Origin of the sequence: Streptomyces olindensis (genome assembly GCF_040645895.1) — a bacterium.
Classification (GTDB): domain Bacteria; phylum Actinomycetota; class Actinomycetes; order Streptomycetales; family Streptomycetaceae; genus Streptomyces; species Streptomyces olindensis.
The window spans coordinates 113,954-140,712 of sequence record NZ_JBEYZD010000008.1; the positions used below are offsets into that span (position 1 = coordinate 113,954).

General features: G+C 70.3%; 29 protein-coding genes. 15 read left to right on the forward strand and 14 right to left on the reverse strand.

Annotated elements, in window-relative coordinates; translation table 11 throughout:
- Positions 1 to 5: 5 nt before the first annotated feature.
- The 4 genes from ABZ948_RS07060 to ABZ948_RS07075 form a co-directional block, all read right to left on the reverse strand.
- Entirely contained in the window at positions 6 to 656 is a 651-nt protein-coding gene (locus ABZ948_RS07060; protein ID WP_359757921.1) for a UdgX family uracil-DNA binding protein, read from the reverse strand.
- 94 nt (positions 657 to 750) lie between these two features.
- Positions 751 to 1,914 carry an aminofutalosine synthase MqnE gene (mqnE, locus tag ABZ948_RS07065; RefSeq protein WP_033314056.1) on the reverse strand — a complete coding sequence of 388 codons (1,164 nt, stop codon included), beginning with the start codon at positions 1,912 to 1,914 and terminating at the stop codon, positions 751 to 753.
- A gap of 38 nt (positions 1,915 to 1,952) precedes the next feature.
- A complete protein-coding gene (locus ABZ948_RS07070; RefSeq protein WP_359757922.1) occupies positions 1,953 to 2,408 on the reverse strand; it encodes an Lrp/AsnC family transcriptional regulator in 456 nt (151 codons plus the stop codon).
- Between the two features lie 56 nt (positions 2,409 to 2,464).
- Positions 2,465 to 3,151 (reverse strand): UbiX family flavin prenyltransferase, encoded by a 687-nt coding sequence (locus tag ABZ948_RS07075; RefSeq protein WP_359757923.1) that lies wholly within the window; start codon positions 3,149 to 3,151, stop codon positions 2,465 to 2,467.
- Positions 3,152 to 3,242: 91 nt separating this feature from the next.
- Here ABZ948_RS07075 and ABZ948_RS07080 point away from each other — a divergent pair, with 91 nt between their 5' ends.
- A complete protein-coding gene (locus tag ABZ948_RS07080; protein ID WP_359757973.1) occupies positions 3,243 to 3,860 on the forward strand; it encodes a rhomboid family intramembrane serine protease in 618 nt (205 codons plus the stop codon).
- Positions 3,861 to 4,081: 221 nt separating this feature from the next.
- On the opposite strand, the gene mqnP is transcribed toward ABZ948_RS07080, so the two are convergent.
- Positions 4,082 to 4,984: a menaquinone biosynthesis prenyltransferase MqnP gene (mqnP, locus tag ABZ948_RS07085; protein ID WP_359757924.1), complete on the reverse strand. Its 903-nt coding sequence runs from the start codon at positions 4,982 to 4,984 to the stop codon at positions 4,082 to 4,084.
- A gap of 84 nt (positions 4,985 to 5,068) precedes the next feature.
- Positions 5,069 to 5,227, reverse strand: coding sequence for an Arc family DNA-binding protein (locus ABZ948_RS07090; RefSeq protein ID WP_359757925.1), 159 nt, complete (start codon positions 5,225 to 5,227; stop codon positions 5,069 to 5,071).
- Between the two features lie 29 nt (positions 5,228 to 5,256).
- On the opposite strand from ABZ948_RS07090, the gene ABZ948_RS07095 reads away from it, so the two are divergent.
- On the forward strand, positions 5,257 to 6,459 hold the full coding sequence (locus ABZ948_RS07095; protein WP_359757926.1) for an RNA-guided endonuclease InsQ/TnpB family protein: 1,203 nt from the start codon (positions 5,257 to 5,259) through the stop codon (positions 6,457 to 6,459).
- Between the two features lie 35 nt (positions 6,460 to 6,494).
- Here ABZ948_RS07095 and ABZ948_RS07100 read toward each other — a convergent pair whose 3' ends face one another.
- Positions 6,495 to 7,946 (reverse strand): menaquinone biosynthesis decarboxylase, encoded by a 1,452-nt coding sequence (locus tag ABZ948_RS07100; RefSeq protein ID WP_359757927.1) that lies wholly within the window; start codon positions 7,944 to 7,946, stop codon positions 6,495 to 6,497.
- Between the two features lie 68 nt (positions 7,947 to 8,014).
- Here ABZ948_RS07100 and ABZ948_RS07105 point away from each other — a divergent pair, with 68 nt between their 5' ends.
- Positions 8,015 to 8,305, forward strand: coding sequence for a PLD nuclease N-terminal domain-containing protein (locus ABZ948_RS07105; RefSeq protein WP_359757928.1), 291 nt, complete (start codon positions 8,015 to 8,017; stop codon positions 8,303 to 8,305).
- A 25-nt stretch (positions 8,306 to 8,330) separates the two neighbouring features.
- Here the strand turns inward: ABZ948_RS07105 and ABZ948_RS07110 are convergent, their stop codons facing one another.
- Positions 8,331 to 8,618 carry a DUF6087 family protein gene (locus tag ABZ948_RS07110; RefSeq protein ID WP_359757929.1) on the reverse strand — a complete coding sequence of 96 codons (288 nt, stop codon included), beginning with the start codon at positions 8,616 to 8,618 and terminating at the stop codon, positions 8,331 to 8,333.
- A gap of 13 nt (positions 8,619 to 8,631) precedes the next feature.
- Entirely contained in the window at positions 8,632 to 10,002 is a 1,371-nt protein-coding gene (locus ABZ948_RS07115) for an NsdA family TPR-like regulatory protein (protein ID WP_359757930.1), read from the reverse strand.
- A 156-nt stretch (positions 10,003 to 10,158) separates the two neighbouring features.
- Here ABZ948_RS07115 and ABZ948_RS07120 point away from each other — a divergent pair, with 156 nt between their 5' ends.
- The 3 genes from ABZ948_RS07120 to tgmC are packed head-to-tail and all read left to right on the forward strand — an operon-like array spanning position 10,159 to position 12,620.
- Positions 10,159 to 10,425 carry a putative ATP-grasp-modified RiPP gene (locus tag ABZ948_RS07120; RefSeq protein ID WP_359757931.1) on the forward strand — a complete coding sequence of 89 codons (267 nt, stop codon included), beginning with the start codon at positions 10,159 to 10,161 and terminating at the stop codon, positions 10,423 to 10,425.
- Between the two features lie 3 nt (positions 10,426 to 10,428).
- On the forward strand, positions 10,429 to 11,409 hold the full coding sequence (gene tgmB, locus ABZ948_RS07125; RefSeq protein ID WP_359757932.1) for an ATP-grasp ribosomal peptide maturase: 981 nt from the start codon (positions 10,429 to 10,431) through the stop codon (positions 11,407 to 11,409).
- On the forward strand, positions 11,406 to 12,620 hold the full coding sequence (gene tgmC / locus ABZ948_RS07130; RefSeq protein ID WP_359757933.1) for an ATP-grasp peptide maturase system methyltransferase: 1,215 nt from the start codon (positions 11,406 to 11,408) through the stop codon (positions 12,618 to 12,620). Before tgmB ends, tgmC begins: the two co-directional genes overlap by 4 nt.
- Here tgmC and ABZ948_RS07135 read toward each other — a convergent pair.
- Both ABZ948_RS07135 and ABZ948_RS07140 read right to left on the reverse strand, forming a co-directional pair.
- A complete protein-coding gene (locus ABZ948_RS07135) occupies positions 12,604 to 12,714 on the reverse strand; it encodes a DUF397 domain-containing protein (protein ID WP_359757974.1) in 111 nt (36 codons plus the stop codon). The two genes, tgmC and ABZ948_RS07135, sit on opposite strands and share 17 nt — an antisense overlap.
- Positions 12,662 to 13,573: a helix-turn-helix domain-containing protein gene (locus ABZ948_RS07140; protein WP_359757934.1), complete on the reverse strand. Its 912-nt coding sequence runs from the start codon at positions 13,571 to 13,573 to the stop codon at positions 12,662 to 12,664. Before ABZ948_RS07140 ends, ABZ948_RS07135 begins: the two co-directional genes overlap by 53 nt.
- 154 nt (positions 13,574 to 13,727) lie before the next feature.
- Between ABZ948_RS07140 and ABZ948_RS07145 the strand changes: the two genes are divergently transcribed.
- Positions 13,728 to 14,336 carry a DUF7848 domain-containing protein gene (locus ABZ948_RS07145; RefSeq protein ID WP_359757935.1) on the forward strand — a complete coding sequence of 203 codons (609 nt, stop codon included), beginning with the start codon at positions 13,728 to 13,730 and terminating at the stop codon, positions 14,334 to 14,336.
- A 16-nt stretch (positions 14,337 to 14,352) separates the two neighbouring features.
- Here ABZ948_RS07145 and ABZ948_RS07150 read toward each other — a convergent pair whose 3' ends face one another.
- Positions 14,353 to 14,766, reverse strand: a complete 414-nt coding sequence (locus ABZ948_RS07150; protein WP_359757936.1) for a DUF6281 family protein — start codon at positions 14,764 to 14,766, stop codon at positions 14,353 to 14,355.
- A 74-nt stretch (positions 14,767 to 14,840) separates the two neighbouring features.
- Entirely contained in the window at positions 14,841 to 17,288 is a 2,448-nt protein-coding gene (uvrA, locus tag ABZ948_RS07155; protein WP_359757937.1) for an excinuclease ABC subunit UvrA, read from the reverse strand.
- A 103-nt stretch (positions 17,289 to 17,391) separates the two neighbouring features.
- Between uvrA and ABZ948_RS07160 the strand changes: the two genes are divergently transcribed.
- The gene (locus tag ABZ948_RS07160) at positions 17,392 to 18,165 is read left to right on the forward strand and encodes a MerR family transcriptional regulator (RefSeq protein WP_359757938.1); all 774 of its coding nucleotides are present in this window, start codon (positions 17,392 to 17,394) and stop codon (positions 18,163 to 18,165) included.
- On the opposite strand, the gene ABZ948_RS07165 is transcribed toward ABZ948_RS07160, so the two are convergent.
- Positions 18,110 to 18,547, reverse strand: a complete 438-nt coding sequence (locus ABZ948_RS07165) for a hypothetical protein (protein WP_003974483.1) — start codon at positions 18,545 to 18,547, stop codon at positions 18,110 to 18,112. The genes ABZ948_RS07160 and ABZ948_RS07165 overlap by 56 nt on opposite strands.
- Positions 18,548 to 19,050: 503 nt before the next feature.
- Between ABZ948_RS07165 and hemL the strand changes: the two genes are divergently transcribed.
- From hemL to ccsB, 7 genes are all read left to right on the forward strand, one after another.
- The gene (gene hemL, locus ABZ948_RS07170) at positions 19,051 to 20,367 is read left to right on the forward strand and encodes a glutamate-1-semialdehyde 2,1-aminomutase (protein ID WP_359757939.1); all 1,317 of its coding nucleotides are present in this window, start codon (positions 19,051 to 19,053) and stop codon (positions 20,365 to 20,367) included.
- The gene (locus ABZ948_RS07175) at positions 20,364 to 21,056 is read left to right on the forward strand and encodes a histidine phosphatase family protein (RefSeq protein ID WP_359757940.1); all 693 of its coding nucleotides are present in this window, start codon (positions 20,364 to 20,366) and stop codon (positions 21,054 to 21,056) included. Before hemL ends, ABZ948_RS07175 begins: the two co-directional genes overlap by 4 nt.
- Positions 21,057 to 21,174: 118 nt before the next feature.
- Positions 21,175 to 22,464, forward strand: coding sequence for a polysaccharide deacetylase family protein (locus ABZ948_RS07180; protein WP_359757941.1), 1,290 nt, complete (start codon positions 21,175 to 21,177; stop codon positions 22,462 to 22,464).
- Positions 22,465 to 22,530: 66 nt separating this feature from the next.
- Complete coding sequence (locus ABZ948_RS07185; protein ID WP_359757942.1) at positions 22,531 to 23,154, forward strand: TlpA family protein disulfide reductase; 624 nt, start codon at positions 22,531 to 22,533, stop codon at positions 23,152 to 23,154.
- A 1-nt stretch (position 23,155) separates the two neighbouring features.
- The gene (locus ABZ948_RS07190; protein WP_359757943.1) at positions 23,156 to 23,929 is read left to right on the forward strand and encodes a cytochrome c biogenesis CcdA family protein; all 774 of its coding nucleotides are present in this window, start codon (positions 23,156 to 23,158) and stop codon (positions 23,927 to 23,929) included.
- A 3-nt stretch (positions 23,930 to 23,932) separates the two neighbouring features.
- The gene (resB, locus tag ABZ948_RS07195; RefSeq protein WP_359757944.1) at positions 23,933 to 25,663 is read left to right on the forward strand and encodes a cytochrome c biogenesis protein ResB; all 1,731 of its coding nucleotides are present in this window, start codon (positions 23,933 to 23,935) and stop codon (positions 25,661 to 25,663) included.
- Entirely contained in the window at positions 25,660 to 26,739 is a 1,080-nt protein-coding gene (gene ccsB / locus ABZ948_RS07200) for a c-type cytochrome biogenesis protein CcsB (RefSeq protein WP_359757945.1), read from the forward strand. Before resB ends, ccsB begins: the two co-directional genes overlap by 4 nt.
- Positions 26,740 to 26,759: the final 20 nt, after the last annotated feature.

Here is a 26,759-nt window from a genome sequence, read left to right on the forward strand (position 1 = left end):
AGCCATTACCCGAGGGCTTGTGCCGCCACTTTCAGATCGGAGACGAGCCCCCGGTAGGCGGCTTCCCTGTCGTCGGCCCGCAGCACGGAGGACGGATGCACGGTCGGCACCAGCCGCTCGGGCCGCCCGTGGATCTCCTCCTCCAGCACGGTGCCGCGCACCTGCGTGACCCGGAACGAGGAGCCGAGCAGCGCCTTCCCGGCGGTGGCCCCCAGCACGACGATCAGCTCCGGCTCGACGACCGCCAGCTCCGCGGCCAGCCAGGGCCCGCAGGCGGTCATCTCGCGCAGGTTCGGCGCCTTGTGGATCCGCCGCTTGCGGGGCTCGGCCTGGGTGAACTTGAAGTGCTTCACGGCATTGGTGACGTAGGCCTCGGAGGGGTCGATCCCCGCCTCCTCCAGGGCCCGGTCCAGCAGCCGCCCGGCCGGCCCGACGAACGGCTTCCCCTGCCGGTCCTCCTGATCCCCGGGCTGCTCCCCCACGAGCATGACCCGGGCATCCTTGCCGCCTTCCCCGAACACGGTCTGGGTGGCGTCCCGGTGCAACGGACACCCCCGGCAGTCGGCAGCGGCCTTCCGCAGAGCGGCAAGCCCACCCCGCTCGGGAACGAAGGGTTCAGCGGTATAGGCGTCCTCAGGTGCCTTGGTGCCAACCATGCCCTCCGGGTACCCACCTCAGGGGCGCGGGACTCTGTCGATCAGCGGCTCCGCCGCGGGGCGCGACCAGCCCCCACACACCCGCAGAGAACGATCAAACCCTCATGGGCTGCGGCGATTCACGACGCTCCGGGTCGGGCCCCTCGTACTCCCGAATGATCTCGTACCGCGTATTCCGCTCCACGGGCCGGAACCCCGCATCGCGAATCAGATCCAGCAGATCCTCACGCGTCAACTTGTTCGGCGTCCCATAGTTGTCCGCGTCATGTGTGATCTTGTACTCGACGACCGACCCGTCCATGTCGTCCGCCCCGTGCTGCAACGCCAGCTGCGCGGTCTGCACCCCGTGCATGACCCAGAACACCTTCACGTGCGGCACGTTGTCGAACAGCAACCGCGACACCGCGAAGGTCTTCAGCGCCTCCGCCCCCGTCGCCATCTGCGTCCGCGCCTGAAGGCGATTACGGACCTTGCCGTCCTGCATGTCGACGAAGTCGTGCTGGTACCGCAGCGGGATGAAGACCTGGAATCCGCCGGTCTCGTCCTGCAGCTCACGCAGCCGCAGCACGTGGTCCACCCGGTGCCGGGGCTCCTCGATGTGCCCGTACAGCATCGTGCACGGCGTCTTCAGACCCTTCTCGTGCGCGAGCCGGTGGATCCGGGACCAGTCCTCCCAGTGGGTGCGGTGGTCCACGATGTGCTGCCGGACCTCCCAGTCGAAGATCTCCGCGCCACCGCCGGTGAGGGACTCCAGACCGGCGTCGATCAGCTCGTCCAGGATCTCGGACGCGCTCATCCCGGAGATCGTCTCGAAGTGGTGGATCTCGGTCGCCGTGAAGGCCTTCAGCGACACGTCCGGCAGCGCGGCCTTCAGCTCGCGCAGCGACCGCGGGTAGTACCGCCACGGCAGGTTCGGGTGCAGCCCGTTGACGATGTGCAGCTCGGTGAGGTTCTCCGACTCCATCGCCTTCGCGAGCTTGACGGCCTCCTCGATGCGCATCGTGTACGCGTCCTTCTCCCCCGGCTTGCGCTGGAAGGAGCAGTACGCGCAGGAGGCCGTGCACACGTTCGTCATGTTGAGGTGACGGTTGACGTTGAAGTGCACGACGTCGCCGTTCTTGCGGGTGCGCACCTCGTGCGCGAGGCCGCCGAGCCAGGCCAGGTCGTCCGACTCGTACAGCGCGATGCCGTCCTCACGGGTCAGACGCTCACCGGCCCTGACCTTCTCCTCCAGCTCGCGCTTGAGCCCGAGATCCATGCCCACACCTTTCTCCGACGACGTCCCCAACCGTACGACTACTCTTCCTCGGGCAGTTCCCCGACCCGGTTCTCCCACTTCGTGGAGAGCACGATGGTCGTACGGGTGCGGGAGACGCCCTTGGTCCCGCTGAGCCGCCGGATGATCTTCTCCAGGCCGTCCACGTCCGCCGCCCGCACCTTGAGCATGTACGAGTCGTCGCCCGCGATGAACCAGCAGTCCTCGATCTCCGAGAGGTCCCGCAGCCGCTGCGCCACGTCCTCGTGGTCCGTGGCGTCGGAGAGCGAGATGCCGATCAGGGCGGTGACGCCGAGGCCGAGCGAGGCGGCGTCGACGGTGGCCCGGTAGCCGGTGATGACCCCGGCCGCCTCCAGCCGGTTGATGCGGTCGGTGACACTGGGTCCCGACAGTCCGACGAGGCGTCCCAGCTCCGCGTAGGAGGCCCGGCCGTTCTCCCTCAGGGCCTGGATGAGCTGCCTGTCCACCGCGTCCATTGCGATCGAAGCCTTCCGCTGAAGTTGTAGTTGAGTCCGATGACGTTCGGGTGTGCTCAGCCGGCGCGGTGTGATCCGCCGCCGAGCTCACCTTGCCAACGGCGGTAGAGCGTGTGCGGCACGCCCGCCGCGTCGAGTACGCGTCCGGCGACGAAGTCCACCAGGTCCTGGATGTGCGTCGCGCCCGCGTAGAAGGCGGGTGAGGCGGGTACGACCGTCGCGCCCGCGTCGTCGAGGGTGACCAGGTGCCGCAGGGTCTGGCCGTTCAGCGGGGTCTCGCGCACGGCCACGACGAGGGGGCGGCCCTCCTTCAGGGTCACGCTCGCCGCCCGCTGCAACAGGTCCTTCGACAGCCCGAGCGCGACCCCGGCCACGCTCGCCGTCGAGGCGGGCACGATGAGCATGCCCTTGGTGGGGTACGACCCCGAGGACGGGCCGGCGGCCAGGTCGCCGGCGCTCCAGTGCCGTACGGCGCCGAGGTCGACGGCGAAGGTGTCCGGCTTGCCGTCGGCGCCCCGGGACAGCCATTCCCGCAGATCGTCCTGCCAGTGGGCGTCCCGGTAGGAGATCCCGGTCTCGTCCAGCAGGGTGAGCCGGGAGGCCCGGGACACCACGAGGTCGACGCTCTCGCCGGCGGCGAGGAGGGCCCTCAGCACGGCAGCGGCGTACGGGGTGCCGGAGGCCCCGGACACCCCTACGATCCAAGGCGTACGCGGCGTCTCGCCTGGCTTGACTGGGTTCACGACACCGAGCCTATCCGGCGTCGCAGGGTGGGAACCGGCCAAGGGGGGCCGGGCGTTCCCCGGAGGAGACGTGCGAGCACTGGGGGTCGCCATGTCGAACACGGGAGCCGGGTGGTCCCGGGGAGACCGCGCGCTGGCCGCGGGCAAGCTGATGCTGGCCTGGGTCGCGCTGCTGTGGCTGCTGGAAGTGGTGGACGTGGCGACGGGTCACGCGCTGGACGGCTTCGGCGTCACGCCCCGCGATCCGTCGGAGCTGGTCGACGTGGTCCCGTCGGCGTTCATCCACTTCGGCTTCGCCCATCTGGCGGCGAACACACTGCCGCTGCTGGTCCTGGGCTTCCTGGCCGCGCTCGCGGGCCTGCGCCGTTTCCTGCTGGTCTGCGCGCTGATCGTCCTCGTCGACGGCCTGGGCGTCTGGCTGATATCCCCGGCGCACACGAACACGGCGGGCGCTTCGGGCCTGATCTTCGGCCTCTTCGGCTTCCTCCTGGTCACCGGCTTCGTCGAGCGCCGCCCGCTGGGCATCCTGGCCGGCGTCCTCATCGCCGCGATCTGGGGCGGCTCCATCCTCACGGGCCTGGCGCCCACGCAGACGGGCGTCAGCTGGCAGGGCCACCTGCTGGGCCTGCTGGCGGGGGTGGCGGCGGCGTTCGCGTTCCGCCGCCGGGCGACTCAAGGATCAGCGGGAGCCGACTGGTCTCTACGGTGAAGCGCCCGATCCTGCCCTCGACGGTCCTTGACCTCGTAGTCGCTGCGCACACTCTCCGGGGACACCACCTCGACGACCCACTCGATCAGATCGGCCGGGTATGCGATGCGGTTCTCGGCCACCGCCGCGGCCGGGATGACAGCGAGGTCGGGGCAGAGCTCATGGGCGCCGTCGAAGGGGAACAAGCTGAGCGCGGAGGCGGTGCATGGGCCGCACCGTAGCTACACGCTCAGGCCGCGCACCAAGAGATCCAGCAGCGCGCACACGAACAGGGCGATGCCGATGAAGCCGTTGACGCTGAAGAAGGCGCGGTTGACGCGGGAGAGGTCGTGGGGGCGGACGATCGTGTGCTCGTAGAGGAACGCGGCGGCGACGATCAGCAGGCCCAGCCAGAAGAAGGCGCCCGCGTCGGTGGCCAGGGCGTACCAGACGAACAGGGCCGTGGTGAGGGCGTGGCAGACCCGCGCGCCCCAGATGGCCGCCGGGATGCCGAAGCGCGCGGGGACGGACATGACGCCGATCTCGCGGTCGGTCTCCACGTCCTGGCAGGCGTAGATCAGGTCGAAGCCGCCGATCCAGATGCCCACGGCTAGGCCGAGGATCACGGCGTCCCAGGACCAGGAGCCGGTGATGGCCAGCCAGCCGCCGACCGGGCCCATCGCCTGGGCGAGGCCGAGGATGGCCTGCGGGAAGTTCGTGAACCGCTTGCCGTACGGGTAGACCACCATCGGGATCACGGCGATGGGGGCGAGGGCCAGGCAGAGCGGGTTGAGCAGGGCCGCCGCGCCCAGGAAGACCGCCAGGGCGATCAGCGCGCCCGTCCATGCGTGCTTCACCGACATCGCGCCGGTCACCAGCTCGCGCTGCGCCGTGCGCGGGTTCCGCGCGTCGATCTCCCGGTCGATGATCCGGTTGACCGCCATGGCGAACGTCCGCAGCCCCACCATGCAGACGGTGACGAGCAGCAGCCGCCCCCAGTGGATGTTCTTGTCCCACTGGTACATCGCCGTGAGCGCGGCGATGTAGGCGAAGGGCAGCGCGAAGACCGAGTGCTCGATCATCACCAGCCGGAGGAAGGCCTTGGTGCGGCCCGGCTGCGGGATCGCTGCGGAAGCGGAACTCACTGGAAACCTCCGGGAATGCCTCGGCCTTCAGACCGGTGAGATATCAGGCCCTGACAGTGCAGGGCTGGAAAAGGTGAACCGCTGTCATGCCGAACCGTCTTGCGGTGCGGTGGCTGAGCGCTGACCGTCCAAGCGGTACACGATCTCGGAGTTGAGGGACCGGCGGGCGGACTTGGCCTGCTCGACCAGCCATGCGTGGAGGTCAGTGGGGAGTCGGAGGGTGATGCGCACTTCATCGTTCACGCTCCGTACCCTAGTGGTAGCTTGGTGTCATGACGACACCACGAGTGGCGCAGCGCGCCGAGCATGCCCGGTACACCTACCGGCTTCGCGTGTCGTCCACGGCCCGGGCGGCGCTGCTCGCCGAGTGGGATCGCTGCCGATGGATCTGGAACGAGTGCGTAGCCCGCTCCAGGAAGGCCTACCGCGACGGGGAGAAGTGCGGCCCCGCCCTGCTGGACAAGATGCTGACCTCGGCCCGCGCCAGTACACCATGGCTGGCCAAGGGTTCCTCGGTGCCTCAACAACAGGCGATCCGTGACTTCGGCGCATCCCGAGCGAAGGCGCTGAAGGACATCAAGAACCGTCTGCCGCAGCGGCAGCGGGCCGGTATGCCGAAGCACAAGAAGAAGCACGATGCCGCCCTCTCCCTCAACTACACGCGGCGCGGCTTCCGGGTGCAGGGCGGTCTCCTGCATCTCGCGGGTGGCATCGTCCTGACCGTGGTGTGGTCGCGGGACCTGTCGGCCGATCCATCCAGTGTGCGCGTATACCGGGACCGTCTCGGACACTGGTATGCCTCCTTCGTCGTTCCCTCCGAGGCCCAGCCCCTCCCTGCCACAGGCGCGGTGATCGGCGTGGACTGGGGAGTACGCGTGACAGCGACAACCACCAGCGACATGTACGACCTCCCCCACGCCGAGCACGGCGGGAAGGCCAGGGCGAGACTGACCCGATACGACCGGATGATGGCGCGCCGCAAGCCATCCAGGGGACAGCCGGCGTCCAAGGGTTACCGCGAGGCCAAAAAGCTGCGGGCGAAGACGTACCAGAAGGTCGCCAGGCAGCGGCAGGACACGGCTCGCAAGTGGGCCAAGCGTGTAGTCACCGACCACGACGCGATCGCTGTCGAGGACTTCCGTCCGAAGTTCCTCGCCAGGACGACCATGGCTCGCAAGGCCGCCGACGCCGCCATCGGGGCCACCAAGCAAGCTCTGATCGAGATGGGCCGTAAGCACCGGCGGGACGTCCGCCTGGTGCATCCCGCGCACACCACCAAGGACTGCGCATCGTGCGGAGCGAGAACCAAGCACGCACTTCCTCTGTCGGAACGTACGTACACCTGTACCGCCTGCGGAGCCGTCTCTCCAAGGGACAAGAACTCCGCGCGCGTGATGCTCGTCCGGGCTGGTCTGAACCCGGCTGGTGTCGAGGGCATAGGACCTCCTGGAGCGCCGCTCCCGGTGGCAGCCTGAACCAGGAATTCCCTCCCCCTTAGAGAGGGAAGCAGTCAAAGGCCGTACTCCTTCCAGCGGCGGTCCACCTTCGCCGCCGTCTCCGGATCGGACTCCACCATGTCGGGCCAGCCGCCGTCGCGCGTGTAGCCCTCCTCGGGCCACTTCTTCGTCGCGTCGATCCCGGCCTTGCCGCCCCAGAACTGCTGGTAGGAGGCGTGGTCGAGGTGGTCGACGGGGCCCTCGACGATGCTGAGGTCCCGGGCGTAGTCCGTGTTGCCCAGCGCCCGCCAGGCCACCTCGTGCAGGTCGTGCACATCGCAGTCGGAGTCGACGACCACGATCAGCTTGGTCAGCGACATCATGTGCGCGCCCCAGATGGCGTGCATGACCTTCTGCGCGTGCTTCGGGTACTTCTTGTCGATCGAGACGATCGCGCAGTTGTGGAAGCCGCCCGCCTCCGGCAGGTGGTAGTCCACGATGTCCGGCACGATGATCTTCAGCAGCGGCAGGAAGAAGCGCTCCGTCGCGCGGCCCAGGGGTCCGTCCTCCGTCGGCGGCCTGCCCACGACGATCGACTGGAGCAGCGGCCGCTTCCGCATGGTCACGCAGTCGATCTTCAGCGCGGGGAACGGCTCCTGCGGCGTGTAGAAGCCGGTGTGGTCGCCGAACGGCCCCTCGGGCAGCATCTCGCCCGGCTCCAGCCAGCCCTCGATGACGACCTCCGCCTGCGCGGGGACCTGGAGCGGCACGGTCTTGCAGTCGACCATCTCGATCCGCTTGCCCGCGAGGAACCCGGCGAACAGGTACTCGTCGATGTCCCCGGGGAGGGGGGCCGTGGAGGCGTACGTCACGGCGGGCGGGCAGCCGAAGGCGATCGCGACGGGCAGCCGCTCGCCGCGGCGCGCGGCCACCTGGTAGTGGTTCCGGCTGTCCTTGTGGATCTGCCAGTGCATGCCGATCGTGCGCTTGTCGTGGCGCTGGAGGCGGTACAGCCCGAGGTTGCGGATGCCCGTCTCGGGGTCCTTGGTGTGGGTCAGCCCCAGGTTGAAGAACGACCCGCCGTCCTTGGGCCAGGTGAACAGCGCCGGGAGCTGGTCCAGGTCCACGTCGTCCCCGGTCAGCACGATCTCCTGGACGGGGCCGTCCTTCACCTTCTTCGGCGGCACGTGCGTCATCGCGCCGAGCTTCCCGAAGGCCTCGCGGACGCCGACGAACCCGTGCGGCAGCTCGGGCTTCAGCAGCCCGCCGATCCGCTCCGAGATCTCCGCGTACGACTTCAGGCCCAGGGCCTTCAGCAGCCGCCGGTCGGTGCCGTACACGTTCATCGCGAGCGGCATGCGCGACCCGCGTACGTTCTCGAAGAGGAGCGCGGGGCCGCCGGCCTTCTGCACCCGGTCGACGATCTCCCCGACCTCCAGATGCGGGTCGACCTCGGCCTTGATGCGCTTGAGGTCTCCCTCGCGCTCCAGTGCCCTGAGCAGGGAGCGAAGATCGTCGTAAGCCATGGGGTCCAGTATCCCCGAGCCGCTACCCTGGCCTGGAACCGCCCACCGCTTTCGCTGAGAGGCCGCGCATGCTCCGGGTACTGATGTTCCTCGTACCGCTGGCGCTGAGCGTGTACGCGTTCATCGACTGCATCAGCACGAAGGACGACGAGATCCGTCACATGCCCAAGCCGCTTTGGGCTCTGCTGGTGCTGCTGTTTCCGCTCGTCGGGTCGATCTCCTGGCTCATCGCCGGGAAGAAGAGGACGCCGGCGGCGGGGCGGCCCCGGCAGTGGGTGGCGCCGGATGACAACCCCGACTTCTTGAAGTCCCTCGACGAGGAGAAGCGCGACGAGGATCCCAAGCGGGATGAGCCCTGACGAGTCCTGCCTTGGCCAAGGCTGATCAGGCCGAGTCGTCTTCGCTCTGGAGCTCGTTCACCCACTCCTGGGCCGCGGCGAGGTCGGGTGCGGTGCCCGCCACCTCGTACGCGAACCCGGTCCACTCCTCCAAGACCCGCGGCTCGTCGGGGCGGAGGTGGGCGGCGCCGCCGTGCACCGGGCGGTGACGGCGGCACTGATCCATCGGCGGGCGGCGCCGCTTGCTGTACGCGGCGAGCGGGTCGTCGGCGTCCACGCGCGGGACGGCACGCGACGGCTGGTTCGGGGGTCCTGGTCGGCGGTGCTTGCCCATGCGCTCGATGGTCTCAGGCCGTGATCGTGGTCGGGCGAGCGGCGGCGAGTTCCCTTGCCTTGCTGCGTACGTCCTCGACCGAGGCGGTTTTGTACGGACGTGCCGCGACCAGCAGCGTGTTGAGGCGGGACGCTACGAGCGTGGAGTCGACGCGGCCTGCGTCGTCGAGCGCCTGGTGGGCCGCGGCGGCACCCTGCTCCACTTCGCCCTCATCGAACAGCGCGGCGGCCAGCCCGACCCGGTCCATGACCTTCACCCGGTCGAACCCGGGCTTGCGCAGCCTGAGCGCGTCCTCGAAGTGGACGCTCGCGGACCTGCGAACGCTGCCGATCCCGGCGAGGTCGCGGGTGGAGACCGCGCGGGCGCCGGCGTGCTCGGCGACATCGAAGTAACCCACCCACTCGGGGACGTCGGCGCCGAGCCCGTCCGCCAGGAGCTCGTCGGCGGCGCCGAGGTGCGTCTCGGCCTGGCGCTCGTCGCCGAGGGCCGCGTGTACCCGCCCGGTCTGCGAGGCGACCAGCGCCTTCGTGACGGCCAGGGTTGCCTTCTTGGCGGCAACGCCGAGGAGGCCGAGAGCATCCTGCGGGTGCCCGAGGTAGATCATCTGGTGCGACATGCGGGTGACGATCTCCACCCCACGGTCCGGCTGCCCGGCCTCCCCGGCCGCGTACGTGCCGTAACTCCAGTACCGCTGGGCCTGCGGGTACCGGCCGCAGTCGTGGCTGACCCACCCGGCCAGCGCCGCGAGGTCGGCGGTCGCTGCGAAGACCCGGGCCTTCAGCGATGGCGGGACGCCGTCCTGGATGCGACGGGCGACCTCGCTGAGCTGGGCGACGATCGCCGATCGGTACAGGCCGCCGCCCTTGGAGGCGTCCGCCTTCGTGAAGAAGCCGGTCACCTCCTCCAGCGCGGTGACGGTGTCCGCGTCGAAGCCCTTCGTGTCGCTGTTCAGCGCGCGGGCACCACCGCTGAGCATCCGCTCGGCGGCGAGGATCAGCGGAGCACCGAGGGCGAGCTTGAGGGTGTCGCGGCGGTTCATGAACAGGTCCATCTGCGTCCATCCGGCCAGGGCCCGGGCGGCTGCCTCGGTCAGCAGCGGGAGTTGAATGCTATCCAGCACCAAACCGGTACCCGTAAGGCCGAGATCACCGGGCGTGAGCGGCTGGCCGACCGCTTCGGACAGCACTTCGGCGAGCAGAACCGGGACGGGCGGACGGGGCCTCTCCCCGTCGATCCAGCGGCGGATGCGGGTCGTGTCCGGCGCGATCTGCCTATGGCCTCGGGCTTTGCCCGCCCCGGCGATCCGCCGGGCGATCTCGCCGTGGGACAGGCTGGACGCAGCGATCCACAGCGCCAGATGCGGGTTACCGGATCTGCTGGCCACCGACGCCTCACCGTCCCCGCGCTCTGTATACGGAGCGTGACATTTCCGCCACCATTCGCAACCCTTACGGTACTGGTCAGGACCGTGTGCGGGCACCGATTCTGCTCAGGCGGCAGTCGCACGGCTGACCGCCAGGTACAGGGGAAGGGACAACGCATGGCGACTCTTGCACCCGAGGCTCCGTGGGCGATGCGGCTGGTCACCGACCGGCTGCCCGTGGGCCCGCCGTCGTACGCGACGGTGATGCTCGACGCGCTGACGCAGACGGCCCGCTACACCGACACCGCCGGCCAGGTCGTCGAGATGGGCAAGCACGGCACGTCGAAGACGACCGGCACCGCGTCGATGTCCGGCGGCGGCGACGGGCAGAACCCGCAGCCGCAGACGCAGGACGACCACACCACCGACTACGAGTCGGACTGACCAATGGCCTCCACCGTCCTGGTCGTTACAGCGCTGGAGGACGTCACCGCGGACTGGGTCATCGCTGCGCTGAACGAGCGTGAGGTGCCCGTCGTACGCGTCGATCCCGCCGACATCGGGCCCACCCTGACCTTCGGGTTCCGCATCGGTGCGGACAGCCCGGCGTGGGGCGGGCGGCTGCGTACGGCGAGCCGGGAGGTGGAGGTGGGGGAGGTGGCGGCGGTGTACTACCGCCGCCCCACCCCGTACCCCGCCCGGTTCGAGCACTTGCCCCAGCAACAGCGCGAGTTCGCCGCCGCCGAGGCGAGACACGGGCTCGGCGGCGTCCTGAACCATCTGCACGGCGCGCTGTACGTCAACCATCCCTCCGCGGTGACGGCCGCGGACTTCAAGCCCGCCCAGCTGAAGCGGTTCGCCGAGCTGGGCCTTCACATCCCGCCGACGCTCGTCACCAACGACGTCGAGGCGGCCCGCAAGTTCGCCGCCGACCACGAGCGTGTCATCTACAAGACCTTCCGCGGGCTGCCCCGCTCCGAGGACGGGCACACCGGGGCGATCTGGGCCCAGCGCGTCGATGCGGAGTCCTTCGACGACTCGCTCGCGGTGACCGCGCACCTGTTCCAGGCCGAGGTCCCCAAGACCGGTGACGTGCGGGTGACCGTGGTCGGTCGGAAGGCGTTCGCCCAGCAGGTCGCCGCCCCGGACGGCGCGCTGGACTGGCGCCGAGGCGACTGGGAGGAACTGATCCACGCCCCGATCGCCGTCCCGGCCTCCATCGAGGCAGCCCTGCACAGCTATCTGGCCTCGTTCGGCCTGGTCTTCGGCTGCTTCGACTTCGCCCTGACCGGCGACGGGGACGCCCCGGAGCACTGGACCGCGATCGAGTGCAATCCCAACGGCCAGTGGGGCTGGCTCCCTGACGCGCCGGCCATCACGACCGCGTTCGCCGACATCCTGAGCACGGAAGGAGGCGGCAGGCCATGACGATGCCCGCCGACCTTGAGACAGACGCCGTACGACTGCGGGAGGCGATGTCGAAGGCCCTCGCCGAGGACGGCGTGCTCGCCGATCCGGCCTGGCGGCAGGCGGTCGAGACCGTGCCGCGGCACCGGTTCGTGCCGGGCTTCTACCTGCCCGCCGAGGATCGCGACGGGCAGGGGCTGACGGTGTGGGAGCCGGTCACCGCTGAGCGCGACCATCGCCGGTGGCTGGCCGCTGCGTACTCCGACACCACGCTCATCACGCAGTTCGACGGCGAGGAACCGGACTGGAAGAACCCGGCCGTACGGCACGGCGGGGCCCCGACCTCGTCGTCCACGCTGCCGTCGCTCGTCGTACGGATGTGGGCGGATGCGGAAGTCGCCGAGGGGCACACGGTGCTGGAGATCGGCACCGGAACCGGCTACTCGACCGCACTGGCCTGCGAACGGCTCGGCTCCGCCGACGTCACGTCGATCGAGGTCGACCCCCACCGGCTCGACCAGGCGGCGAGCGCGCTGTACGGCTGCGGCTACACGCCGACCCTGGCAGTAGCCGACGGGCTGTTCGGCTACTGGCCCGAGGCGTCCTTCGATCGGATCGTGGCAGCGTGCTCGTTCCGCGCTGTGCCCCCGGCCCTCGTCGCGCAGGCCCGGCCGGGCGGGAAGATCCTGCTCACCCTGTCAGGCTGGCTTTACGGATACGCCCGCGTGCTGCTGACCGTCGCCGAGGACGGCACTGCCGAGGGCTCGCTGCTGCCCGGCACCGTGTCGTTCATGTCGGCCCGTACGCACGCGGCGCCGGCGTTCGGCAATCCCGCTCACTGGGCTGCGGGCCTGCCGGAGAAGGCCCGGACCACGCGACACAGCCCCGAGCGGATCACCGCCGCGACCGAGGAGGCGTTCCACCTGCGGTTCCTCGCTCAGAGTGCCGTCCCCGACGCGCAAATGACCACGGTGGGCAAGGTGGTGCACCTGATCGACGTGGCCACCGGTTCCGCCGCCACCCTCACGCCCGACGGGGACGGCTGGGACGTGCGCGAAGGCGGGCCGGTGAACCTGTGGGAGCGGATCGAACGCGTCCTGGACGCCTACGACGCGGCCGGGGCCCCGGGCCCGGAGACCTTCACGCTGCACGTGTACGGCGGCGGACAACATCTGCGGCACCCGCAGATGCCCGGCCTGCCGATGCCCAGCGCCCTCAGAGAGCGCCTGTGAACGCGGACCAGGCGGACCGGGTGACGACCAGGACCGGTCCGTCAGGGTTCTTGCTGTCGCGGATGGGGACGGTTTCGGGGAAACCGGGGGCTATTTCGATGCAGTTGCCGCCGTTGCCGTCGCTGTAGCTGCTCTTGACCCAGGTGATCGCGCCGAGCTCGTTCCGGCCCATGATGCTCGTACCTCTCCATCGTCTCGTGGATCAGAGCGGCGGACTGGGGAGCTGACAGGGCGTCCGCCCTGAGCACATCATAGAACTGGTTATAGCGCTCGTAGAGGGCTGGATCGTTCGTGAAATGGCCGCGGTCGAGCGACTCCGAATACAGCCAGTGGCGCCCTTCGGGCAGCGTGATCAGGGACATGGAACCACTGGGGCGGACGATTTCGACGGGCCCTGCGGGGGCGACCTGGATCCGGATGTTGGGACGCCGCCCGAGGCTCAGCACGTGCGCGCACTGCTCTCGCATGACAGCCGGACCGCCCACCACGTTGCGCAGGCAGCTCTCGTCGAGAACGACGACGTACAGCGGTCCGCCATCGGCGAGGAAGCGCTGCTGTCGACTCAGTCGAGCCCGCACACGTTCCTCCAGCTCCAGACCGCTCACGTAACGCGAGGACAGCGCCCGGGCGTACGCCGAGGTCTGCAACAAACCCGGCATCACGCGCTCCTGGTACTCCCGGAGGGTCACGGCCTCCTCGTCCATCTCAGCTCGCCGCCGGAACCAGTCGGGATGCTCCACCTGCGGATACCAGTCGATCCGGCCCCACAGCCGAAGCAACACCCCACCCGTACCCAGAAGTTCGTCACACGTCTTGGCGAACGAGTCCTGCGGAACCCTCGTGCCCGCCTCCACCCGCGCCACATGCGACCGGTCGCACGGAATCTGCCGCGCCAACCCCTCCTGCGTCAGCAGCGCCGCCTCGCGGAAGTGCCGCAGCACCTCCCCGAACACCGCCGCCGTACTCGCCCCCGACTCCGCCCCGCCGTTCCGTCGGCTCAGGGCTTCCCCCTCCGTGACAGTGCACCGGTGTCACACGCAAAGCATTGAACCGGACCATTCCCCTGCGCAACGCTCAGTACACCGAGAGTGACGGAGGTGCACGAAAATGGAACCGGGAACGCTCGTCTACGACCAGCACGCGCGCAGGGTCGGCGAGTACCAGGACAGATCCGGCCCGCACGTGACGCTGCGCCCGGTCGGCGGCGGCCGGGAGTGGCAGGCGGACGCGGCCGAGATCAGGGTGGCGACGCTGGACGAACGGCTCAGCGCGGGCGTCCGCGCGCTCAACGAGCGGTCCAGGGAAGGTCTGTTGGCCGATCCGACCCGGCCCCCGGCGCCCGTGCCGGGGTGTGCGGCGTGTGAGGAGCTGGCCGTCCGGCGGGACCGGGCACGGGCCGCGTTCGACGGGAGTGCCGTGACGGACGCGAACGTGCTGCTGCGCCAGCACCAGCGCAAGGAGCACGGCGGGGAACCGGCGGGCGGCCGCAGGGTGTTCCGATACGTGCCGTACACGATCGTGCAGGACGCGTCGGCGCTGCCCGAGTACCAGGCGTACTGCGTCTCGGGGGAGGACGCGGACTGCGGGGCGAGTTCGGGGCCGTGCCAGGCGCCGGCCGAGGTGGAGGAGTGGCAGCGCAGGCACACGCAGGAGACGCGGCACCTGCGCTACCGCCGCAGTTTCGCCGACTACGCGGTGCTGGAGCGGCAGGGCTGAGGCGCGCGGCCGGGTGTCAGGAGCGGTCGGTCAGCTTCCGCAGCTCGGGCGGGAGTTCCTTCACGGTGTCGGCGACGACGAGACGGTAGGCGTCGGTGTCCTCGGCCACCGCGATGGCGACCGCGGGGTCGACCCCCGGCAGGGCGAACGCGGTCATGAGGGCCGGGGCCTCTCCGTCGTCGCCGTCGCCGGGTGTGTCGTCGCAGCCCGCGCGGGTGGCGGCGCCGAGGGACTTCCCGACGGGGACGTCCGTCTCCTCTCGCCCGAGGTAGGTGCGGCTGTCGTACTCGACGACGTAGGCGCAGGACGCCTCGGGCCGCGCGTCGTCGCCCGACGGCGTCGACGTGCAGCCCGCGGAGAGCGGGGCGAGGGCCGCGGCCAGCAGCGCCCAGGCGGGGCCGCGGCCCGTGCGCGGGAGTGACGCCTTCATCGGTACGCCTCCTTCTGGAGCCTGGGCTCCGGCTGGGTGATACGTGACGAAGACGTGCGGCGGCCCTGGTCGGTTCAGTGTCCGGGCGCTCCCTGGGCGATCAGCCGTCCGCCGCCCGCGCCGCCCTGCGGGCCCAGGTCGATCAGCCAGTCGGAGGCCCGGACGACGTCGAGGTTGTGCTCGATGGTGACGACCGAGTGCCCGGCGTCGACGAGGCGCTGGAGGACGTCGAGGAGGCGGGCGGTGTCGGCGGAGTGCAGGCCCGTCGTCGGTTCGTCGAGGAGGTACAGGGCGCGTCCGGTCGTCCGCCGGCCCAGTTCCTTGGCGAGTTTGAGGCGCTGGGCCTCGCCGCCGGAGAGGGTGGTGGCGGGCTGGCCGAGGGGCAGGTAGCCGAGGCCGACGTCCGCCATCCGCCGCAGCCGCGTGGCGACCGGCGGGACGTCCTTGAAGACGGTCAGCGCCTCGTCCACCGTCGCCTGGAGGACCTCGGCGATGTCCAGGCCCTCGTGGCGGACGGAGAGCACCTCGGGCCGGAAGCGGCGGCCCTTGCAGCCCGGGCAGCGGACCTCCACCGCCGGGAGGAAGTGCATACGGACGGTGAGCACGCCCGCGCCCTCGCAGCGTTCGCAGCGTCCGCCCGGGACGTTGAAGGAGAAGTGGCCCGCCGGCAGGCGGCCCTCGCTGCGCTCCGCGAAGACCTCCCGGATCGGGGTGAAGACGTCCGAGTAGGTCGCCGCGTTGGAGCGCGGGAGGCGGCTGATGGGCTCCTGGTCGATGAGGACGGCCTTGGACAGGTGCTCCCAGCCGTCGATGCCGTCGTGCTCGGCGGGCAGTTCCCCGGCCCGGTGGAAGTGCCGGCGGGCGGCCCGGCCGAGGATGTCGAGCAGCAGGGTCGACTTGCCGGAGCCGGACGGGCCCGTGACCGTCACCAGGCGGCGCAGCGGTATCCGTACCGTCAGGTCCTTGAGGTTGTGGGCGCGGGCTCCGCGGATGACGACGGCCGTGTCGCCGTCGCCGCGCGCGCGGGAGCGGGGCGTGGCGAGCCGGCCCGACAGGTACGCGCCGGTCACCGAGCCCTCGGTGCGGGCGACCTCCTCGGGCGTGCCCGCCGCGACGATCCGGCCGCCGTCGCGCCCGGCGCCCGGGCCGACGTCGACCACGTAGTCCGCGGCGCGCAGCACGTCCAGGTCGTGCTCGATGACGAGCACGGTGTTGCCGAGGTCGCGCAGGCGGCGCAGGACGTCGATCAGGCGGGCGGTGTCGGAGGGGTGCAGGCCGATGGTCGGCTCGTCGAGGACGTAGAGCACGCCGGTCAGTCCGGAGCCGAGCAGGGCGGCCAGGCGCAGGCGCTGCGTCTCCCCGGCGGAGAGGCTGGGGGTGGCCTGGCCGAGGGTGAGGTAGCCGACGCCGACGTCCACGAGGCGCCGGACCCGCTCCTCCAGGTCGGCGACGACCGGCTCGACGAGCAGCCACTCGTCCCCGGCGGACCGCTCGCGCAGGCCGGCGAGCCAGGTGTCGAGGTCCGTCAGCGGGAGCTGTGCCGCCTCGACGATGGTGAGGCCGTGCACGGTCACCGCGCGGCTCTCCGGCCGCAGCCGGGTGCCGCCGCAGTCCGTGCAGGGCTGCTTCACCAGGCCCTGCTGTTCGGCCCGTTCGCGGTAGTCGGGGTCGTCGGCGCGGTCGTTGTAGCGGCGCAGCAGCGCCGTCGCGACCCCTTCGAAACGGCCCGCCGACACCGTCGCCGGCGGGTCGGTGTCCGGGAAGTGCCGCCGGAACTCCGGGCTTTCGACGCCGTGCAGCAGCAAGTCCCGCTGCCTGGCGTCCAGGTCGTCGACCGGCTGGTCCGCGTCGAAGGGGAGGCCGTAGTGGGCGGCCGCGGCGCGCAGCACGGGCAGGGCCCACTCGGTGTACTTCGCGTTCCAGCCCCGTACCGCCCCGCCCGCGACCGACCGGGCGCCGTCGACCAGGCGCTGGACGTCGGGCCGGATCACCTCGCCGAGGCCGGTGCAGGACGGGCAGGCGCCGGCGGGCTTGTTGAAGGAGAAGGAGCCCATGACGAGTTCGGGCACGAGGGTGCCGCAGTGCGGGCAGGGCCGCTGCTCGGCCTCGGCGTCCTCGTCGGGTTCGGTGCCGTCGGCGTACGAGGGCGGGATGTCCTGTCCGCAGCCCGGGCAGGGCCGTACCCCGATGCGGGACCACAGCAGGCGCAGGTACGTGAACACCTCGGTGACCGTGCCGACCGTGGAGCGCGGGCTGCGGTTGGTGTGGTGCTGGTCGACGCTGATGGACGGGGACAGTCCGGTGATCGAGTCGACGGCGGGTTTGCTGACGAGGCCGGTGACCATGCCCAGCGACTCCAGGTACTGCCGCTGGCCCTCCCGGTGGAGGGTGTCGAAGGCGAGGGTGGACTTGCCGGAGCCGGACAGGCCGGTCAGCACGACCAGCTTGTTCTTCGGCAGGGAGAGGGAGACGTTCCGCAGGTTGTGCAGGCGCGCACCGGTGACATGAATACAGGAGTCCATTCCTTCAAGTGTTCCATTGAAGTCCGACATTGAGACTTGAGAGCCTGTTGAAGCCTGTTGAGGCCGTTCCTCGGCCGCTTCTCCTGCCGTAACCTTCAAATCGATGACGAAAGACGACCGCCGTCTGCGCCCCGTCGACCTGGCCCGCCTGGCCGGTGTCTCGACGCAGCAGATCCGCAACTACGAGGACGCCGGGGTGCTCCCGCCGGCCGCGCGGACCGCGTCCGGCTACCGCGCCTTCGGGGACGTGCACCGCCGGGCGCTGCTCGCGTACCGGACGATGCTGCGCGGGTACGGCCCGGTGACGGCGACGCGGATCATGCGGACCCTGCACGGCGGGGACACCGCGGGCGCCCTCGCCCTGGTCGACGCCGCGCACGCCGCGCTGCACGAGGAGCGGGTCTCCCTGCGGGCGGCGAGCGAGGCGCTGGAACTCCTGGCGCTGGAACCCCCGGCCCCGCTCCCCCGCTCCGGCGGCCTGCGCATCGGGGAGGTGGCCGCGCTGCTGGGCGTGCGCACATCAGCCCTACGCGTGTGGGAGACCGCCGGACTGCTCACCCCGTCCCGCGAGCGCGGCACGGGCTACCGGACCTACACCCCGGCCGACGTCCGCGACGCCCGCCTGGTCCACACCCTGCGCCGCAGCCACTACCTGTTCGACCAGATCAGACCGGTCCTGGAGGACCTGCGCCGGGAGGGCAGCACCGAGGCCCTCCGCACGGCGATCACAACCCGGGGCCAGTCCCTGACGACCCGGACGCGGGGCATGATCGAGGGGGCGGGGGCACTGCACGCCTACCTCGACGCGTGCTTGGACCGGCTTACGGCCACACCAGGCAGTACGGCTGATGCCCCGCCTCGTGCAGCCGATGACTGAAGTCCTGCCATTCGTGCAGCAGTTGGTACACGTTGAACGCGTCCCGGGGGCCGCCGCGGTCCGGGACCGTCGACCAGATGAACGCCGCCGCGCCCACCGCCTCCTCGCCGATCCCGCGCAGGGGGTCGACGACCGTCATGGGGAGCTTCACGACCGCGTAGTCGGGGTGCAGGACGACCAGCTCCAGGGGCGGGACCTTGTGCAGGGGGACGCCCTCGATGCCCGTGAGGACCATCGCCGCCATCGTCTCCGGCTTGATCTTCGTGAACATGCCGTTCATGCCCAGCTCGTCGCCGCCGAGTTCCTCGGGGCGCATCGAGATCGGAACGCGGGCCGCGGTCGCGCCGTCGGGCGCACCGAAGTACTTGTACGTCACCCCCACCCGACCACCATTCCTGCTTCCCGTCCGAAGATCGTCCACTCGGCGTTCAGTACGTCCGTCGAGCCGCTCCGGTTCACCGGGCACCTGTGCCTGACGTGTTTCCTGCGTGTCCTCCGCCTCGCGCCGGTGCCTTCCCCGCCGGGCACGTCGAGGACCCAGGTCATCAGTCCCCTCGCCCAGTCCGCCACCGCGATGCATATCTCCACCCGACTGCTTTTTCTAGGACGCGTCGCCCCCGCCGCGCAACCCGATCATCGTGTCAGTGACCTCCCCCACGGCCGCTCGCCGAAACGTGCGCTGAAACATCTGTCCGCAGGATCTTCGCAGCCTCTGACCACGCCGGGCCGTTTGAGCTGTGTGTATCAGGTCCCAGTCTCGCAGACGACGGCGGCCCGGGGGCCGGTTGTCCCGGGCCCCTTCCTTCCACCCCCTGGCCTACCCTGAACAGGTCACTGGCACCCGGAGCCCGACAACGTCGGAGAAGGTCGGAGAAGTCGCAGGTCATGAGCGAACTGGCATATCCGTATGAAGCACCGGCCTCGCAGGCTCTGTTCGACCGCGCGGCGGCCGTCACACCGGGCGGTGTGAACTCCCCGGTCCGGGCCTTCCGCGCCGTCGGCGGCACCCCGCGGTTCATGGTGTCCGGGACCGGCCCGTACCTGACGGACGCCGACGGTCGGGAGTACGTCGACCTCGTCTGCTCCTGGGGGCCCATGATCCTCGGGCACGCGCACCCCGAGGTCATCGCCGCCGTCCAGGACGCCGTCGCCCGCGGCACGTCCTTCGGCACGCCCGGCGAGGGCGAGGTCGCGCTCGCCGAGGAGATGGTCGCCCGGGTCGCGCCGCTGGAGCAGGTGCGGCTGGTGTCCAGCGGCACCGAGGCGACCATGTCCGCGATCCGGCTCGCGCGCGGGTTCACGCAGCGGACGAAGGTGGTCAAGTTCGCGGGTTGCTACCACGGGCACGTCGACTCGCTGCTCGCCGCGGCCGGCAGCGGCGTCGCCACCTTCGCGCTGCCCGACACCCCGGGCGTCACCGGCGCCCAGGCCGGCGACACCATCGTGCTGCCCTACAACGACCTCGACGCCGTCCGCGAGGCCTTCCGGGCGCACCCGGGCGAGATCGCCTGTGTGATCACCGAGGCGTCCCCGGGCAACATGGGCGTCGTCCCGCCCGCCGAGGGGTTCAACCAGGGGCTGAAGGACATCTGCTCCGAGAACGGCGCCCTCTACATCTCCGACGAGGTCATGACCGGCTTCCGGACCAGCCGCGCCGGGTGGTTCGGCGTCGACGGCGTGGTCCCGGACCTGATGACCTTCGGCAAGGTCATGGGCGGCGGCTTCCCGGCCGCGGCCTTCGGCGGGCGCGCGGACGTGATGGCCCACCTCGCCCCGGCCGGGCCCGTCTACCAGGCCGGCACCCTCTCCGGGAACCCCGTCGCCACCGCCGCCGGTCTCGCGCAGCTCCGGCTCCTCGACGACGCGGCCTACGAGAAGGTCGACGCCGTGTCGAAGGAGATCCAGGGCCTCGTCACCGACGCCCTGACCAAGGAGGGCGTCGCGCACCGGCTGCAGAGCGCCTCCAACATGTTCTCCGTGTTCTTCACCGACCGGCCCGTGCGGAACTACGAGGACGCCAAGGCGCAGGAGTCGTTCCGCTTCACCGCGTTCTTCCACTCGCTGCTCGGAGCCGGCGTCTACCTGCCGCCGTCGTCCTTCGAGTCCTGGTTCGTGTCCACCGCGCACGACGAGCGGGCCGTGCAGCGGATCGCCGACGCCCTCCCGGCGGCGGCCCGAGCTGCCGCGGAGGCCACGGCATGACCACCCAGGGCGCCAACGACGACATCACCGTCGTCCACCTCATGCGGCACGGCGAGGTCGCCAACCCGGACGGCATCCTCTACGGGCGGCTGCCCGGCTACCACCTCTCCGAGCTCGGCCGCCGCATGGCCGACCGGGTCGCCGAGCACCTGGCGGCGCGCGATGTGACGCACGTCGTCGCCTCGCCGCTGGAGCGCGCGCAGGAGACGGCCGAGCCGATCGCCAAGGCGCACGGCCTGGACCTCGCGACGGACGAGCGGCTGATCGAGGCCGACAACATCTTCCAGGGCAAGACGTTCGGCGTCGGGGACGGGGCGCTGCGCAAGCCCGGCAACTGGCGGCACCTGGTCAACCCGTTCCGGCCGTCCTGGGGCGAGCCCTACGTCGACCAGGTCGTGCGGATGATGAGCGCGCTGAGCGCCGCGAAGGACAAGGCGCGCGGGCACGAGGCGGTCGTGGTCAGCCACCAGCTGCCGATCTGGATCGTGCGGTCGTACGTCGAGCGGCGGCGGCTGTGGCACGACCCGCGCAAGCGGCAGTGCACGCTCGCCTCGCTGACGACCTTCACGTACCGGGGCGACCGGATCGTCTCCGTCGGCTACACCGAGCCGGCCCGCGATCTCGTACCGGCGCATCTGCTGGCCGGTGCCAAGCCGGTGAAGGGAAAGAGCAAGGCGTTCGGCGCGTAAGCCCTTTCTGTTCCCTTCTGACGCCTCCGTTACGGAATCTGCAAATTTCGGCGGAACCTCCCCGTTCATCACATCCTCTGACTGGGTGACCAGCACGATGTGATGAATCGGGGATGCCATGCGCGCTCTCACCCGCAGGGGAATGCTCGGAATCGGCGCGGGAGCCGCCGCCGCCGTCTCGCTCGCCGGCTGCGGTGGCCTCACGGGCTCGGACGAGTCCGGCCACGCGGACGGTTCCGGCGGCGACAGGGCCCAGGGCGGGTCCAGGCCGAAGCCCGCCGCCCGGCCCATCGGCGACGGCTCCACCGCCTACACCGGCAAGCAGCCCCACCAGCCCGCGAAGCCCGAGCCGCTGGAGCCGGGTCAGACCCCGCCGCAGTTCGTCGTGTTCTCCTGGGACGGCGCCGGCGAGGTCGGCAACGGCCTCTTCCCGCGCTTCCTGGACCTCGCCAAGGAGCACGGCGCGAGCATGACCTTCTTCCTGTCCGGGCTGTACCTGCTGCCCGAGTCGAAGAAGCGCCTCTACGACCCGCCGAACAACCCGCGCGGCGCCTCCGACATCGGCTACCTCACCGACGCGCACATCAAGGACACGCTGAAGAACGTCCGCCGCGCCTGGCTGGAGGGCCACGAGATCGGCACCCACTTCAACGGGCACTTCTGCGGCGAGGCCCACGGCTCGGTCAAGAACTGGACGCCGCAGCAGTGGCGCAGCGAGATCGACCAGGCGAAGTCCTTCGTCAAGGAGTGGCGCACCAACACCGGCTGGACCGACCTGCCGCCGCTGCCGTTCGACTACGACAAGGAACTCGTCGGCGGCCGGACGCCCTGCCTGCTCGGCCAGGACAACCTGCTGCCCACCGCCCGCGAGCTGGGCTGGCGCTACGACGCCTCCTCCCCGGGCGGCCGCCAGGTGTGGCCCGTGCGGCGGCAGGGCATCTGGGACCTGCCGCTGCAGCAGATACCTTTCCCCGGCCGGGGCTTCGAGGTCCTCTCGATGGACTACAACATGCTGGCGAACCAGTCGCTGAACTCCACCAAGGCGCCCGCGCACAACTACCCGGGCTGGCGCGAGCAGTCGGCCCAGGCGTACATCCAGGGATTCAAGCGGGCATACGAGACAAACCGGGCGCCGTTCTTCATCGGCAACCACTTCGAGCAGTGGAACGGCGGCATCTACATGGACGCCGTCGAGGAGGCCTTCAAGCACATCGCGCGCGAGAAGGAGAAGGGCGCCGATGTGCGTCTCGTCTCTTTCCGGCAGTACGTCGACTGGATGGACGCGCAGCGGCCCGAGGTCCTCGCCAGGCTGCGCACCCTCGACGTCGGACAGCAGCCGGCGGGCGGCTGGCGGGAGTTCCTCAAGGCCGCTCCCGGCTCCGGGACACCCTCCTCAAACGCCGCCTGAAATGCGGTTTTCCGACCACAAGGGGGGTGGGCGAGAGTCCCGGAACGGACATGCGAAACTTTTCACATGAGTGCCGCCAGCCGCGCCCCCCAGTGCTCGAACCGCACCCGTAGCCGCGCCGCCCTGCTCGCCGCCGGTGCCGCGGCGGCGGCGCTGACCCTGTCCGCGTGCAGCTCGGGCGGCACGTCCAGCGGGGGCGGTGACACCAACTTCGTCCTGGGCAAGGACGGCATCGCCACCGCGGACAAGGGCGAGCGCGCGGACGCCCCGGACCTGTCCGGCAAGACCGTCGACGGCAAGCAGCTCGACGTCGCCGACTACAAGGGCAAGGTCGTCGTCGTCAACGTCTGGGGCTCCTGGTGCCCGCCCTGCCGCGCCGAGGCGCCGGGCTTCGAGAAGACCTGGAAGGACCTCAAGGGCAAGGGCGTCCAGTTCGTCGGCATCAACACCCGCGACACCAGCACCGGCCCGGCCCTCGCCTTCGAGAAGGCGTACGGGGTGACGTACCCGAGCCTGTACGACCCGACGGGCAAGCTGATGCTCCGCTTCGAACGCGGCACCCTCAACCCCCAGGCGATCCCCTCCACCCTCGTCTTCGACCGGGAGGGCAAGATCGCCGCCCGCTCGCTCCAGGCGCTGAGCGAGGAGAAGCTGCGCAAGATGATCGCCCCGGTCCTCGCGGAGAAGTGACGTGACCTCCGCAGTCACCACGCTCGCGGCGACGGGCTACAACGGCACGGTGCTCAACGGCGCCCTGCTGGTGGCCCTGCCCATCGCGCTCCTCGGCGGTCTCGTCTCCTTCTTCTCCCCCTGCGTCCTGCCGCTCGTCCCCGGCTATCTGTCCTATGTGACCGGCGTCACCGGCACCGACCTGGCCGAGGCCCGGCGCGGCCGGATGGTCGCCGGTGCCTCCCTGTTCGTGCTCGGCTTCACCGCCGTGTTCGTCTCCTCCGGGGCGCTGTTCGGCTTCTTCGGCGACACCCTCCAGGCGAACCGGGGCGTGCTGTCCAAGGTGCTCGGCGGGCTCATGATCCTCATGGGCGTGTTCTTCATGGGGCTGATGCCCTGGATGACCCAGCGCGAGTTCCGCTTCCACAAGCGGCCGGTGACCGGCCTGGTCGGGGCGCCGCTGCTGGGCGCGCTGTTCGGCATCGGCTGGACGCCGTGCATCGGGCCGACGCTCGCCTCCGTGCTGGCGCTCTCCTCCAGCCAGGGCAGCGCGGGCCGTGGCGCCATACTGACGGTGGCCTACTGCCTCGGTCTCGGGGTGCCCTTCGTCCTCGCCGCGGTCGCCTTCCGCAAGGCCCTCGGCGCCTTCGACTGGGTCAAGCGCCACTACGTCTGGGTGATGCGCATCGGCGGCAGCATGATGATCATCACCGGTCTGCTGCTGCTGACCGGCGCCTGGGACCGCATCGTGCAGGAGATGCAGACCTGGTCCAACGGCTTCACTGTGGGGATCTGATCGATGAGCAAGACCAGCACCACCGACCCGGCCCCCGCCGGCGGCCCGGAGGACCAGGACCTCGGCGACGCGGGATCCCAGCTGTCCACCGCCCCCAGGGAGGACGCGCCCAACCTGCCCTCGCTGGGCGTCATCGGCTGGGCCCGCTGGTTCTGGCGGCAGCTCACCTCCATGCGGGTCGCGCTGCTGCTGCTCCTGCTGCTCTCGCTCGGCGCGATCCCCGGCTCGCTCATCCCGCAGACCGGCATCGACGCCACCAAGGTCGCCGAGTTCCGCAAGAACAACCCGACCCTCGGCGACGTCTACGACAAGCTCGGGATGTTCCACGTCTACAGCTCGGTGTGGTTCTCCGCGATCTACATCCTGCTGTTCGTCTCCCTCATCGGCTGCATCGTCCCCCGCACCTGGCAGTTCGTCGGCCAGCTGCGCGGCCGCCCGCCGGGCGCGCCCAAGCGGCTGGGCCGGCTGCCCGCCCACACCACGTGGCGTACGACGGCGGAGCCCGAGCAGGTCCGCGAGGCCGCGCTCGCCCTGCTGAAGAAGCGCCACTTTCGCGCCCACCTCGCCGGTGACGCCGTCGCCGCCGAGAAGGGCTACCTCCGCGAGGTCGGCAACCTCGTCTTCCACCTCGCCCTGATCGTGATGCTGGTCGCCTTCGCCTGGGGCCAGCTGTTCAAGGCCGAGGGCTTCAAACTGGTCGTCGAGGGCGACGGCTTCTCCAACACCCTCACCCAGTACGACGACTTCAAGTCCGGGAACCTCTTCACCCAGGACGACCTGAACCCGTTCAGCTTCCGCCTGAAGAACTTCACGGGCACCTACGAGATGAGCGGCCCCAACCGGGGCACCCCGCGCACCTACCAGGCGACCGTCGACTACAGCGTGGGCGCCTACGGCAAGGACGAGCACAAGACCATCAAGGTCAACGAGCCGCTCACCATCGGCGACACCAAGGTCTACCTCGCCAGCCACGGCTACGCCCCGGTCGTCACCGTCCGCGACGGCAAGGGGAACGTCGTCTACCGCGACGCCGTGCCGCTGCTCCCACTGGACGGCTTCGCGACCTCCTCCGGCGCCATCAAGGTGATGGACGGCTACCGCAACGCCAAGGGCCAGAAGGAACAGCTCGGCTTCCAGGCGTTCTTCGTGCCCACCTACAACGGCGGCGCGATGGTCTCCCAGTTCCCGGCGCTGATGAGCCCGGTCCTCGCGCTGAACGCCTACCACGGCGACCTGGGTGTCGACTCGGGCCTGCCGCAGAGCGTGTACCAGCTCGACAAGAGCAACATGAAGGAGTTCAAGGACTCCCAGGGCAAGCTGCTGAAGAAGCTGCTCAAGCCCGGCCAGACGATGCAGCTGCCGAACGGCGCCGGCTCGATCACGTTCGAGAAGGACATCAAGGAGTGGGCGCAGTTCCAGATCACCCAGCAGCCGGCCAGCGGCTGGGCCCTGGGCGGCGCCGTCGCCGCGATCTTCGGCCTGGCCGGCTCGCTGTTCATCCAGCGGCGCCGCGTCTGGGTCCGCGCGGTCCGGGGCGCCGACGGCGTCACCGTCGTCGAGATGGCCGGCCTCGGCCGCAGCGAGTCCGCCAAGGTCCCCGAGGAACTGGGCGACCTCGCCGGGATCCTGTACGACCAGGCGCCCGGGGCATCCGACCCCGCAGATTCCCCCGACCCCGACCAGGAGCCGGGCACCACGATCCCCGTACCTGCCGAAGGGGCTGAGAAGCAGTGACTCTCGCCGCCGCCACCAACGAACATCTCGCCAACATCAGCAACACGCTGATCTACTCCGCGATGGCCGTCTACACCCTGGCCTTCTTCGCGTACATCGCCGAATGGCTCTTCGGCAGCCGCAGCAAGGTCGCCCGCACCGCCGCCGCGCTCACGGCCACGTCCGAGGCCAAGAAGGCACCCGCCGTCACGGTCAGCCAGGCGGGCGGCACGGCCGTGCTGGAGCGTCCGAAGGTCACCGTGCGGGCCGCGGCCGGTCAGCGCGACGTGCCGGACGGGCCCGGGGCGCACGGCGGTGACGAGCAGGGCGACCTCTACGGCCGGATCGCCATCTCCCTCACCGTGCTCGCCTTCCTCATCGAGCTGGGCGGCGTCATCGCCCGCGCGGCCTCGGTGGAGCGGGCGCCGTGGGGCAACATGTACGAGTTCAACATCACGTTCTCCACGGTCGCCGTCGGCGTGTACCTCGGCCTGCTGGCGCTGAAGAAGAACGTCCGCTGGCTCGGCCTGTTCCTGACCACCACGGTCCTGCTCGACCTGGGCCTCGCCGTCACGGTCCTGTACACCGCCAGCGACCAGCTGGTCCCGGCGCTGCACTCGTACTGGCTGTACATCCACGTCTCCACGGCGATCTTCTGCGGCGCCGTCTTCTACGTGGGCGCGGTCGGCACGATCCTGTACCTCTTCAAGGACTCCTACGAGAACAAGCTCGCGAGCGGCGGCACGCCCGGCACCTTCGCGACCTCGGTCCTGGAGCGGCTGCCCTCCGCCGCCTCCCTCGACAAGTTCTCCTACCGCGTCAACGCCGCTGTCTTCCCGCTGTGGACGTTCACGATCATCGCGGGCGCCATCTGGGCCGGCGACGCCTGGGGCCGCTACTGGGGCTGGGACCCCAAGGAGACCTGGTCCTTCATCACCTGGGTCGCCTACGCCGGTTACCTGCACGCCCGCGCCACCGCCGGCTGGAAGGGCCGCAAGGCCGCCTACCTGGCCCTGCTGGCCTTCGGCTGCTGGCTGTTCAACTACTACGGCGTGAACATCTTCGTCTCCGGCAAGCACTCGTACGCGGGCGTGTAGCCCGGGGCATCGGTGGCGTC

What these genes read in the sequence shown, in the direction of transcription:
- ABZ948_RS07060 (WP_359757921.1), bottom strand. Translation starts at nt 656, where the DNA reads ATGGTTGGCACCAAGGCACCTGAGGACGCCTATACCGCTGAACCCTTC.
- mqnE (WP_033314056.1), bottom strand. Translation starts at nt 1,914, where the DNA reads ATGGATCTCGGGCTCAAGCGCGAGCTGGAGGAGAAGGTCAGGGCCGGT.
- ABZ948_RS07070 (WP_359757922.1), bottom strand. Translation starts at nt 2,408, where the DNA reads ATGGACGCGGTGGACAGGCAGCTCATCCAGGCCCTGAGGGAGAACGGC.
- ABZ948_RS07080 (WP_359757973.1), top strand. Translation starts at nt 3,243, where the DNA reads ATGTCGAACACGGGAGCCGGGTGGTCCCGGGGAGACCGCGCGCTGGCC.
- ABZ948_RS07095 (WP_359757926.1), top strand. Translation starts at nt 5,257, where the DNA reads ATGACGACACCACGAGTGGCGCAGCGCGCCGAGCATGCCCGGTACACC.
- ABZ948_RS07100 (WP_359757927.1), bottom strand. Translation starts at nt 7,946, where the DNA reads ATGGCTTACGACGATCTTCGCTCCCTGCTCAGGGCACTGGAGCGCGAG.
- ABZ948_RS07105 (WP_359757928.1), top strand. Translation starts at nt 8,015, where the DNA reads ATGCTCCGGGTACTGATGTTCCTCGTACCGCTGGCGCTGAGCGTGTAC.
- ABZ948_RS07110 (WP_359757929.1), bottom strand. Translation starts at nt 8,618, where the DNA reads ATGGGCAAGCACCGCCGACCAGGACCCCCGAACCAGCCGTCGCGTGCC.
- ABZ948_RS07120 (WP_359757931.1), top strand. Translation starts at nt 10,159, where the DNA reads ATGGCGACTCTTGCACCCGAGGCTCCGTGGGCGATGCGGCTGGTCACC.
- tgmB (WP_359757932.1), top strand. Translation starts at nt 10,429, where the DNA reads ATGGCCTCCACCGTCCTGGTCGTTACAGCGCTGGAGGACGTCACCGCG.
- tgmC (WP_359757933.1), top strand. Translation starts at nt 11,406, where the DNA reads ATGACGATGCCCGCCGACCTTGAGACAGACGCCGTACGACTGCGGGAG.
- ABZ948_RS07145 (WP_359757935.1), top strand. Translation starts at nt 13,728, where the DNA reads ATGGAACCGGGAACGCTCGTCTACGACCAGCACGCGCGCAGGGTCGGC.
- ABZ948_RS07150 (WP_359757936.1), bottom strand. Translation starts at nt 14,766, where the DNA reads ATGAAGGCGTCACTCCCGCGCACGGGCCGCGGCCCCGCCTGGGCGCTG.
- uvrA (WP_359757937.1), bottom strand. Translation starts at nt 17,288, where the DNA reads ATGGACTCCTGTATTCATGTCACCGGTGCGCGCCTGCACAACCTGCGG.
- ABZ948_RS07160 (WP_359757938.1), top strand. Translation starts at nt 17,392, where the DNA reads ATGACGAAAGACGACCGCCGTCTGCGCCCCGTCGACCTGGCCCGCCTG.
- hemL (WP_359757939.1), top strand. Translation starts at nt 19,051, where the DNA reads ATGAGCGAACTGGCATATCCGTATGAAGCACCGGCCTCGCAGGCTCTG.
- ABZ948_RS07175 (WP_359757940.1), top strand. Translation starts at nt 20,364, where the DNA reads ATGACCACCCAGGGCGCCAACGACGACATCACCGTCGTCCACCTCATG.
- ABZ948_RS07180 (WP_359757941.1), top strand. Translation starts at nt 21,175, where the DNA reads ATGCGCGCTCTCACCCGCAGGGGAATGCTCGGAATCGGCGCGGGAGCC.
- ABZ948_RS07185 (WP_359757942.1), top strand. Translation starts at nt 22,531, where the DNA reads ATGAGTGCCGCCAGCCGCGCCCCCCAGTGCTCGAACCGCACCCGTAGC.
- resB (WP_359757944.1), top strand. Translation starts at nt 23,933, where the DNA reads ATGAGCAAGACCAGCACCACCGACCCGGCCCCCGCCGGCGGCCCGGAG.